This window comes from Lentzea sp. HUAS TT2 (assembly GCF_051853195.1).
Taxonomy (GTDB): Bacteria; Actinomycetota; Actinomycetes; order Mycobacteriales; family Pseudonocardiaceae; genus Lentzea.
On the sequence record NZ_CP196667.1, the window covers coordinates 3797548 to 3807221 of the forward strand.

Annotated in this window: 12 protein-coding genes; 5 read left to right on the top strand and 7 right to left on the bottom strand. The window is 70.2% G+C overall.

The features are described 5' to 3' along the window. Positions 1–2: 2 nt before the first annotated feature. From ACSHWB_RS19205 to ACSHWB_RS19220, 4 genes are all read right to left on the bottom strand, one after another. Positions 3–1076: a pilus assembly protein TadG-related protein gene (locus ACSHWB_RS19205; RefSeq protein ID WP_439663376.1), complete on the bottom strand. Its 1074-nt coding sequence runs from the start codon at positions 1074–1076 to the stop codon at positions 3–5. Continuing rightward, positions 1067–1465, bottom strand: a complete 399-nt coding sequence (locus ACSHWB_RS19210) for a TadE/TadG family type IV pilus assembly protein (protein ID WP_439663377.1) — start codon at positions 1463–1465, stop codon at positions 1067–1069. The genes ACSHWB_RS19205 and ACSHWB_RS19210 overlap by 10 nt, the downstream gene beginning before the upstream one ends. Positions 1466–1530: 65 nt before the next feature. After that, on the bottom strand, positions 1531–1686 hold the full coding sequence (locus ACSHWB_RS19215) for a Flp family type IVb pilin (RefSeq protein ID WP_439663378.1): 156 nt from the start codon (positions 1684–1686) through the stop codon (positions 1531–1533). Positions 1687–1688: 2 nt separating this feature from the next. Continuing rightward, a complete protein-coding gene (locus ACSHWB_RS19220; protein ID WP_439663379.1) occupies positions 1689–1880 on the bottom strand; it encodes a Flp family type IVb pilin in 192 nt (63 codons plus the stop codon). Between the two features lie 206 nt (positions 1881–2086). Here ACSHWB_RS19220 and ACSHWB_RS19225 point away from each other — a divergent pair, with 206 nt between their 5' ends. From ACSHWB_RS19225 to ACSHWB_RS19235, 3 genes are all read left to right on the top strand, one after another. After that, positions 2087–2695, top strand: a complete 609-nt coding sequence (locus ACSHWB_RS19225; protein ID WP_439663380.1) for a prepilin peptidase — start codon at positions 2087–2089, stop codon at positions 2693–2695. A 99-nt stretch (positions 2696–2794) separates the two neighbouring features. Continuing rightward, positions 2795–4102, top strand: a complete 1308-nt coding sequence (locus tag ACSHWB_RS19230) for an O-antigen ligase family protein (RefSeq protein WP_439663381.1) — start codon at positions 2795–2797, stop codon at positions 4100–4102. Continuing rightward, on the top strand, positions 4099–4533 hold the full coding sequence (locus tag ACSHWB_RS19235; RefSeq protein WP_439663382.1) for a hypothetical protein: 435 nt from the start codon (positions 4099–4101) through the stop codon (positions 4531–4533). Before ACSHWB_RS19230 ends, ACSHWB_RS19235 begins: the two co-directional genes overlap by 4 nt. Before the next feature lie 25 nt (positions 4534–4558). Here ACSHWB_RS19235 and ACSHWB_RS19240 read toward each other — a convergent pair whose 3' ends face one another. From ACSHWB_RS19240 to ACSHWB_RS19250, 3 genes are read right to left on the bottom strand one after another with little or no spacing between them, the layout of a single operon-like run. Beyond that, on the bottom strand, positions 4559–5437 hold the full coding sequence (locus ACSHWB_RS19240; RefSeq protein ID WP_439663383.1) for an alpha/beta fold hydrolase: 879 nt from the start codon (positions 5435–5437) through the stop codon (positions 4559–4561). 8 nt (positions 5438–5445) lie between these two features. Continuing rightward, the gene (locus tag ACSHWB_RS19245) at positions 5446–6789 is read right to left on the bottom strand and encodes an Rv3212 family protein (protein WP_439663384.1); all 1344 of its coding nucleotides are present in this window, start codon (positions 6787–6789) and stop codon (positions 5446–5448) included. Between the two features lie 5 nt (positions 6790–6794). After that, positions 6795–8420 (bottom strand): DEAD/DEAH box helicase, encoded by a 1626-nt coding sequence (locus ACSHWB_RS19250; protein ID WP_439664628.1) that lies wholly within the window; start codon positions 8418–8420, stop codon positions 6795–6797. A gap of 184 nt (positions 8421–8604) precedes the next feature. On the opposite strand from ACSHWB_RS19250, the gene ACSHWB_RS19255 reads away from it, so the two are divergent. Further along, on the top strand, positions 8605–9246 hold the full coding sequence (locus ACSHWB_RS19255) for a ferritin-like fold-containing protein (RefSeq protein WP_439663385.1): 642 nt from the start codon (positions 8605–8607) through the stop codon (positions 9244–9246). A gap of 43 nt (positions 9247–9289) precedes the next feature. Next, positions 9290–9514, top strand: a complete 225-nt coding sequence (locus ACSHWB_RS19260) for a DUF3107 domain-containing protein (RefSeq protein WP_189158308.1) — start codon at positions 9290–9292, stop codon at positions 9512–9514. The last annotated feature ends 160 nt before the right edge of the window (positions 9515–9674 follow it).

Here is a 9674-nt window from a genome sequence, read left to right on the forward strand (position 1 = left end):
AATCAGCCGATGAGCTGGACGATGCGGACTCCGAGGTCGGGACCGCCGATGGTGCCGGTGCTGGGCATGAGGCCCTGGACGAAGTAGCCCGCGACGCACTTGTCCGAGCCCTTGCACTCGTTCTTGTTCGTCAGCCAGTCCTTCTGGTTCGCGCCGGGCAGCCAGTAGCCGGTGACGACGAAACCCGCGAAGCCGGCCAGCGTGTAGGTGCCGCCGGTGCCGGTGCCGGTGACCTTGGTGTAGATCGGGAAGTACACGGCCGTGCGCGAGGTGAACGCGTCGGCCAGCGCGGTCTTGCAGTCCTTGTCGGCGGAGGCGCCGGTGTTCGCGCTGTAGGTGTTGCCGCTGATCAGCACCGAGCAGTCGGCGTCGGTGTCGTCGACCCAGCCGAACATGCCGGGACCGTCCGACCCCGCCGGACCGCTGGGGCAGGTCGTGCCGCCGGTGGTGTGCAGCTTGAGCACGCGGTGCACGGACAGCGGGGGCGTGGCGGGCGGTGTCGGGCCGAAGCTCGTGCCGTTCGCGGTGGCCTGGTTCCACTCGCACCACGAGATCGTCATGGCCATCGTCGTCGCGGTCTTCGGCGGACCCCACCTGGCGCGGGCGCAGGCGGCGACCCGTGAACCCTCGTAGGAACCGTTGCCCAGCAACGAACGCGCGAACATCGGCGGCAGCAGGGTGTCGCCGCCGGAGGTCTGCGTGGAGGTGTGCACGTCGACGTACGTGACGCCGGCGGCGGGCTTCGCGGGGCAGTCGGTCATCGTGCCCGCCGGGGCGGGGCACGAGGGCAGCACACCGCCTTTGTCGTACCCGCAGACGACGTCCACAGTGGACACGCCGTCCTTCGCGTTGTGGTTGGCGAAGTAGTTCGACTTGTTCACCAGGCAGGGCGCGGTGGCGCAGGTCTGGGCGACGGCGAGCGCTCCCGCGTCGGCCCCGTTCTGCAGCTCGGCCCGCTCCTTGAAGAGGAAGCCGACGTCGATCACGATGGCGCCCATGCCGAGCAGGACGCCGAACCCGAGCAGGATGCTGATCAGCACGCCGATCGCTCCCCGGTCGTTGTCCCTCATCCGCATGGCATGACCCCCGTTGCGCTCAGCGGGATCGGGGAGCCGAAGCCACCACCGCCGAACAGTCCGGCGAGGCCGCCGACCGGCGTGATGAAGTCGTAGGTGTGGGTCACCACGACCTCGGCGCTGGATTTGCCGGGCGCTTCACCCGCAGGGCAGGCGTCGACCGTGACGCCGACGGAGAGACCGTTCGCGGCGAGTGTCGCGCGGGCAGCGGGGTTCGGCTGCCCCAACGCGGCGACCCGGACGCCTTCGCGCGCCGCCTGTGTGAGGGTGATCTGGGCGCGCACGGCCCAGCCGAAGTCCACGATGCCCATCACGAGGACGAGCACGATCGGCATCAGCAGGGCGACTTCGACAGCGGTCGCGCCGCGATCGCGAGCAAGGTTCGTCATGACCGCTCCGAAGAAAGGCGCGCGGCCGGCGGAGGGGAATCGCCGGCCGCGCGGGACAGGAGACTTCAGCCGTTGATGACGTCGGCGACGAGCTCGAACATGGCGGCCATGTTCTCGCCGACGGCGGTGACGGCAACGAGGGCGGTGACCGCGATCAGCGCCAGCATCAGGCCGTACTCGACGGCGGTGGCGCCGCGGTCCGATTCGCACGGACGTCGCACGGTCAGACGAGTTCGCCGGCGATCTCGGTGAACAGCGCCAGGAGGTTGACGCCGACCGCCGTCACACCGGCGATGATCACGATCGCGATGAGGGCGACCATCAGGCCGTACTCGACAGCCGTCGCGCCGCGGTCGTCGTCTTCGCGCCGGGTGCGGGTGAGGAACGTCTGCACGTAGCTGAGGAAGGTGAGCATGGCGGTCTCCTGGGGATGTGAGAATCCGATTCGGGACGCCGTAACTCTGCGTGACGTGGAATTGGTGCCGGTATCGGGCGAAGAGGTGTAACGAAGACGCAGATCGGAGGACATGTCGGTCGTTCGGGGGACACGATATCGGCCTCTCGGCCAGAACTGCCGCTGTCACGTTCCGTCGCGATCCTACGCGCTCTAGCGTCGGTCGCATGATGGTTCTCTGGGCTGCCGGCGGTGCCCTGGGCGGGCTCGCCTCCGGTGTCGCGCTGCGCGGGCTGGTCAACCGGTTCACGCGCACCGGCATCGCGTTGCCGCTGGTGTCGGCGGCCGTGCTGGCCGTGCTGGCGCTCAGGTTCGCCGGGTCGGTCGAGGTGCTCGCCTTCGCGTGCCTGGGGGCGTTCGGGGTCGCGCTGTCGTTCGTCGACACCGCCGTGCACCGGCTGCCGGACGTGCTGACGCTGCCCGCGTACCCGCTGGTGCTGATCCTGCTGACCGTGGCCGCGCTGACCGGGGGCACGTTCGGCGCTCTCGGCCGCGCGGTGCTCGGCGGGCTGACGCTCGCGTTCGTCTACCGGGTGCTGGAGTTCCTCAACCCGGCCGGAATGGGCTACGGCGACGTGAAGCTGTCCGGTGTCATCGGGATGGCGCTCGCCTGGCTCGGCTGGCCTGCGCTGCTCCTCGGCGCCGCACTGGCGTTCGTCCTGTCCGCCGTGGTGTCGCTGGTCCTGTTGGCCCTTCGGCGGATCACGCTCAAGAGCGCCTTGCCGTTCGGGCCGTTCATGTTGCTCGGCGCGTTCGCCGCGGTTCTGGTGCACTGACCGGAAACTCGCACTACCGCGGGGGCGGCCCGTCCGCCTACAGTGTGCCTCGATCCGCTTGGGGAGGCGGTTCGGAGTCTTTGGGGGAAGTCGATGGCCGTGGGGGAAGTCGTTGGCGCGCGCCGGGAATCGGTCGCGTTGCCGGTTCCGGTGTTGCTGGTGGTCGCGGGGTTCGCCGCGGCCGTGGTCGCGCAGGGCGGGTACTACCTGCCCGGGCGGGTGCTGTCCGGGCTGCTGGTCGGGGTGGCCGTCGTGCTCGCCCGTCCTCGGCCGGACCTCCTCGTGGCACTGGGGGGAACGTTCGCGGCGTGGGCGTTGGTGCGCGGGTTGCTCGAAGGGGACGTGCTCTCCGGGCTGCCGTCTGCGGTCGCGGTCGCGGTGTTCGTCGGCGCCGCACTCGTTGCGGCACAGGCCGATCGTGAGCAGCGTGAACTGCTCGCCACCGTTGTCGCCGGCGTCGGTGCGCTGATCGGGCTCACCGGATGGGTGGCCGTGGCCTTCCGGCTGCCGTTCTGGACGACGCTGGCGGAAGGCCTGTTGCGGGCCGCGTCGACCCTGACCTACCCGAACGCCGCGGCGGCGGTGATGGCCGCGGCCGCCGTGTTGTCGCTGGTGCTGCGGCCCGCGGTGCTCACCGCGGTGACGGGTTTCCTGCTGTGCGCGGGGATCGGCGCGACGATGAGCCGGGCCGGTGTGCTCGCGTTCCTCGCCGGGGTGCTGGTGCTGTGCGTGTTCTGGGGCTTCAAGAAGACGCTGACGGCCGTGCTGCCGCCGGTGTTCGGGGCCGTGGTGGCCGTCGCCGCGCTGTTGCCGTCGATGCGGGTGGCGGACGAGCCGCAGCCGTTGCTCGCGGTCGCGGGACTCGTCGCCGGTGGCCTGGTGACGCTGGGTCTGCCCAGGCTGGGGCGGTTCATGGTGCCTGTCGCGCTGGCGTTGACGGCCGGTGGTGGCGTGGCCCTGGCCGGCTTCACCGAGGGGCTGGCCACTCGGGTCTCGTTCAGCTCACCGGACCGCGCCGGCGCCACGGGTGCCGCGCTGGATCTGGTCGCGCGGACGCCGTTGCTCGGGGTCGGACCGGGAAACGGATCTTTTTTCTTCGGCGGGGGCAACGGTGGTGCCCGCGTCATGCGTTATGTGCACGACGAGTACCTCCAGGTGCTCGTCGAGCTGGGGGCCGTGGGGTTGGTGCTGGCGCTGGGGGTCGTGGTCGCCGTGCTGATCGCCGTGTGGCGAGGGCGTGGAACACCGTTGTGGGCGGGAGCCCTGGCAGCGGTGGTCGTCGTGCTGGTGCACAGCGGCTTCGACTTCCTGTGGCACCTGCCCGCCGTCCTCGTCGTCGCCGGTCTCTGCGCCGGTCTGGGATTTCCGTCCACAGAGGATGGAAGGAATGAGGGGGTTACAGCATGAAGAAGTTCTCCGCGGGGAAGACGGCGGCCGTCCTGGCGGTCGCGGGTGGGGCCGTCCTCGCGTCCATCGCGCCGGTCATGGCCGACGTGAGCGCGCAGTCGCCTTCGCAGTCGCTCGTCAGAGTCGAGGACCCCGGCAAGCTCAAGGCGTGGGGCGCGGCGGTCGAGCTCGACGTGACCTACTCCTGCCCGGTCAGCCAGTCGCAGGCCTACATCTACGTGAGCCTCACGCAGAACAGGCCGTTGATCGGCCTGGCCACCGGCAGCGGTTCCAAGACCGTCACCTGCACCGGTGGGTTCTCGACCGTCAAGATCAGCGTGACGGCCCAGAACCGGGCGTTCGGCTCGGTCGCCCCCGCGTTCGCGAAGGCCGACCTGCAGGCCTACCCGAACACGGCCGCCGACGAGCGGACGATCTCGCTGAAGTGGTGATGTGAAACGGCTTGGCTGAGCGGTGTCAGGAGCTCAGCCAAGCCCGCCACGTCGGCAGCAGGGTGGCGATGAGGTCCATCGGCGCCTCGGTGTTCGGCGAGTGCATCACGCCGGGCAGCACGGCGAAGTCCGCGTCCAGCCGCTCCGCCATGTCGCGCTGGGCGGCGGGGCTCCACGCGTCGTCGGAGTCGCCGCACACCACGAGGCACGGCGTGCCGGACGAACGCAACGCGCGCGCCAGCTTCGCGACCTGGTCCGGCTCGTAGCGCAGGCCGTTGCCCATGCCGAGCAACGACGCGGCCACCGACTTGAGGAACCTGGTGCGGTAGAAGTCCTTCAGCTCCTGCGGCAGCGCCACCCAGGCCGGGTTCTGCGCGGTCCGCAGCTCGTTGAGCCGCTGGGTGCCCTCGACGCCCTGCTCGGCCAGCACGTGCTCGCCGACGTCCAGCACCGTGCGGCGTTCCCCCGCGGGCAGCTCGGACGGGCCGGACGACATCAGCGTGAGCCCCGAGATCGGCGCGCCCGCGAAGACCGCCGCCCGTGACACCAGACCGCCGTAGGAATGGCCGAGCAGCAGCACTTTCCGGCCGTCCGCCGCGATCTTGCCGATCAGCTCGGCGAGCACGGACCCCAGCGGGCCCGGCCGGTAGAGCGCCTCGTCGTCAGGTCCGGTGGAGTCCTGCTGGCCAGGCAGGTCGATCGCGACGACCTCGAAACCCGCGTCCGCGATCGGGTCGATCATCGGCGCGAAGTCCTCTTTGGAACCCGTGTAGCCCGGCACCATCAGCACCGTCGTGCGCATCGCGTCGTCGCCCATCGCGGGCGCGCGCAGGGCAGCGATCGTGCCGTAGCGGCCGGGGAGGTCGACGCGTTGCGCCCGGTGCGGGCTGAGCTGCGAGTACACGAGCAGAACTATCGCAGCGCGACCAGCGTTTCGCCACGCTGCTCCAGCACTACGGGACCGGCTGTGGCGAGTTGCACAGGGCCCGTGTAGCCCTCGCGGTTCAGCTTGATCGTGCCCACCACGGCACCGGTGGCCTGCTCGTACACCCGCAGACCCTCCTTCACCGGGATGAGTGCGCGGCCCGCGAGCGTCGTACCGGCGCCCAGCGTGCCCTCGGCGGTCCACTGTGGAGTGAGCGTCTCCAGTGACAGCGAGACCGTGCGGGAACCCGTGAACCAGAAGGCGTTCGTCCTCGTGGTGAAGCCGCGGGTCACGTGGTTCGGCGGGTCGGTGAAGTCGGCGTCGGGAACGTCGAGCGGGGACTCGCCGACCTGGTTGCCGGTCTCCGACTCGAAGATCAGCAGGCGGGCGGGACTCGGCACCGCGACCGCGACGAGCTTCTCCGTGACGGCCACGACCTGCGCGTTCTTGCCGTTGGTCGTCACACTGGCGAACACCTTGGGCTCGTCGGACTTGTCCGGGTTCGGCTTGAGCACCGTGACCCGGTCCGACGAGTCGTCCGGGCAGCGCTCGATGATCGCGAACTTGCCGGACGTGACCGCCATCGAGCCGTACGTGCAGCCGACGCGCGGCTGCTTGTTCGGGTTCACGATCGCGCGCAGGCCGCCGAACTCGAGCGAGCGCACCAGGTCGTCGCGCCGGTAGACCTCGAGGAACTTCGAGCCGGTGGTGATCAGGTGCGAACCCTCGTTGAGCAGCGCCGTGCCCGGTTCCGCGTCGCCGTTGCGCTGCGCGCGGCGTTCGCCGGTGATGCCGTCGAGCGAGGTGAGCTCTGAGCAGTTCGTGCCCTTGGAGTACAGGGCCATCGCCCGGCTCCACGCGGTGCTCACCACGCACAACGGCAGATCGCGCGAGTAGGTCCACCGCACGTCACCGGTCAGCGGGTCGCGCCCGTTGACCGTGCCGCCGTCGCCGGTGACGACCGTCGACGGCTTCTCCTCGCCGGTCTCCTTCACCGCGGTCTGCACGACCACGGGCGACTGCGTGGCGCCGCTCTTCGCCCGCCACACCTCGGCGAGCGACGGAGGCAGCGCCGTCACCTCGGGCAGCTGCTCCCAGGATGACGGCCCGGTGACCGACGTCGTGGCGCGAGCATCGCTGAACGCCCAGGTCAGGACGGACGCGGTGACCGAGACCACGGCGATCAGGGCGACCGCGATGAAGTCGGCGCGCGTGCGCCAGGACCGGGCGGGCGGACGTTCCTCGACGGGCCGGGGGCCTGCCGCGCTCTCGTGCGCGGGCTCGTCGAGGACGTCCTCGATGTCGGTGACGTCGGAACCGGGGGACGACATGGTGATCAGTCTGCCGAAGGAGCGGCCTGTTCGGCAGAGCTTCGGCGACGCCGACGCCTGCGCGGCTTGTCCGAGGCGGACTTCTCGGTCGCCTCGGGTGCGGCGGTCTCGGCCGCGGCGCCCTCGCCGGCCACGCCCGCGCGGCTGCGCGTGCGGGAACGGGACCGCTTCGGCCGGGTCTCCTCGGTGTTCGCCTCCGGCGCCTGCTCGGCACCCGCGGGGGAGGAACCGGTGCGACGGCTGGTGCTGCGGCGCTTGCGCTTGCCGGTGTCGAGCTTCTCCTCCTCCTCGGCGTCGAGGCCCGCACGGGTGCGGTGGCTCAGCGGCAGCCGGCCCGTCGAACCGGACGGGATGCCCAGGTCGGCGAACAGGTGGTCGGACGTGGAGTACGTCTCCACCGGCAACGGCTGGCCGAGGCCGAGCATGTCGTTGACGGACTTCCAGCGGTGCGTCTCGTCCCAGTCGACGAACGTGACCGCGACACCCGTGCGCCCGGCACGGCCCGTGCGGCCGATGCGGTGGACGTAGGTCTTCTCGTCCTCGGGGCACTGGTAGTTGATGACGTGCGTCACGTCGTCGATGTCGATGCCGCGCGCGGCGACGTCGGTGGCGACCAGCACGTCGACCTTGCCTGCGCGGAACGCCCGCAGCGCCTTCTCGCGTGCGCCCTGGCCGAGGTCACCGTGCACGGCGGCCGCGGCGAACCCGCGTTCGGTCAGGTCGTCGGCGACCTTCTGCGCGGTCCGCTTGGTGCGCGCGAAGACCATGGTCAGACCGCGGTCGCGGGCCTGCAGCGCGCGGGCCAGCATCTCCGGCTTGTCCATCGAGTGCGCCCGGTAGACGAACTGCGACGTGTTCTCGTGCGTCTGGCCGGCGTCGTTCTCCTCGGCACGGATGTGCGTCGGCTGGTTCAGGAACGTGCGCGCCAGCGTGATGATCGGGCCCGGCATGGTCGCGGAGAACAGCATGGTCTGCCGCTCGTCGGGAACCATGGTCAGGATGCGCTCGATGTCGGGCAGGAAGCCCAGGTCGAGCATCTCGTCGGCCTCGTCCAGCACCAGCATGCGGACCTTGCCGAGCACCAGGTGGCGCTGTTCTGCCAGGTCGAGCAGGCGGCCGGGCGTGCCGATGACGACGTCGACGCCCTTGCGGAGCTGCGCGATCTGCCGCTCGTAGGGGATGCCGCCGTAGATCGCGGCGACCTTCAGGTCGAGGTGGCGCGCGGCGTCGGTGAGGTCGTGCGAGACCTGGAGACACAGCTCACGGGTGGGCACGACCACAAGGGCCTGCGGGGTGCCGTCGCCGGGCAGGTCGATGCGGTGCAGCAGCGGCACGCCGAACCCGAGGGTCTTGCCGGTGCCGGTGCGCGCCTGGCCGATGAGGTCGTCACCGGCGAGTGCGATCGGGAGCGTCAGCTCCTGGATGGCGAACGTGCGGACGATGCCGGCCTCGCCGAGGGCCTTGACGATCTCTTCACGTACTCCGAGCTCGGCGAACGTGGGGGATTCGGACTGCACCGGGGCGTCTGCCAGCAACGGGTGCGACGTGTCTTCCAAGGGGACTCCGGCCTCGCTGTGTTCCAGGAGAACCGGGTCCAGATGTGCTTCTACTTCAGCGGTCAGGGTGATCAGCCTCTCTCGTACCAAGCGCGTACGAGCCCTGGCCGGGCCTCTCGACCGCGCTCGATGAGCAGCTGCGGGAAAGGTGTACGCGCACCATTTCTGCGCCGCGCAGCGTGGTCGTCACACTCGTCACGCCGGGCGTCCGCCCCCATTCTACCTGGCAAGACACATTTGACCACTAGGCTTGGCCACTATGGGTGTTGCGGAGGGTGTTGTCGATCTTCTGGGAGCGCTTGCATATGGCGAGCTCTCGGCTTTCGACCGGATGACGGAGGACTCGCGCACGGCGCCGACATTGGCGGGACGCGCGGCGCTCGCGCAGATGGCCGCAGCCGAGATCGGGCACTTCACGCTGTTGCAGAAGTACCTGGCCACCGAGGGCATCACCGTCGAGGACGCGATGACGCCGTTCGTGAAGGGTTTCGACGCGTTCCACGAGTCGACGAGCCCCAAGTCGTGGCTGGAGTCGCTCGTGAAGGCCTACGTCGGGGACGGGCTGGCGGCGGACTTCTACCGCGAGATCGCGGAGTGGCTGGACGAGCCGACCAAGGAGCTGGTGCTCGCCGTGCTCGCCGACACGGGTCACTCGGCGTTCGCTGAACGCGAAGTCCTGGCCGCCGTCGAGGCCGATCCGCGGGTCCGCGACCGGCTCGCGCTGTGGGGCCGCCGGCTGCTCGGAGAGGCGTTGACGCAGGCCCAGTACGTGGTGGCGGAGCGGGACGGGCTCTCGGAGCTCATCATCCGGGGCTCCGGCGACCTCGCCGGGATCGGTCAGCTGTTCCGCCGCCTTCAGCAGTCGCACGCGCGGCGCATGACGCAGCTGGGTCTGGGCTAGGTAGGCTCGCGACTAGATTTTTCTCTTGAGCACGGAGGTCAGCGTGGAGGTCAGGATCGGCGTCGCGGACAGCGGGCGCGAACTCGTCGTGACCAGTGAGCTCAACCCGTCCGAGGTCGAGACTCTGGTGGCGGACGCGGTGTCCGGCAAGTCCAGCGTGCTGTCGCTGGTGGACGTCAAGGGTGCGCGGTTCGTCGTGCCCGCTGGCCGCGTCGCGTACGTGGAGATCGGCCCGCAGGACTCGCGCAAGGTCGGGTTCGGCGCCTGAGACGGCACAACGTGAGAGAGGCCCCGGTCGTTCGCGACCGGGGCCTCTCTCGTTCGGCGGCGCAGTATCGATCACCGCCGCCGACCTCGCAGCCCGGCGCCTCGCGAAGGTCGCACGAAGCGGTGACTTCGCTGGTAGGAGCATGTGCGCGCACCTAGCG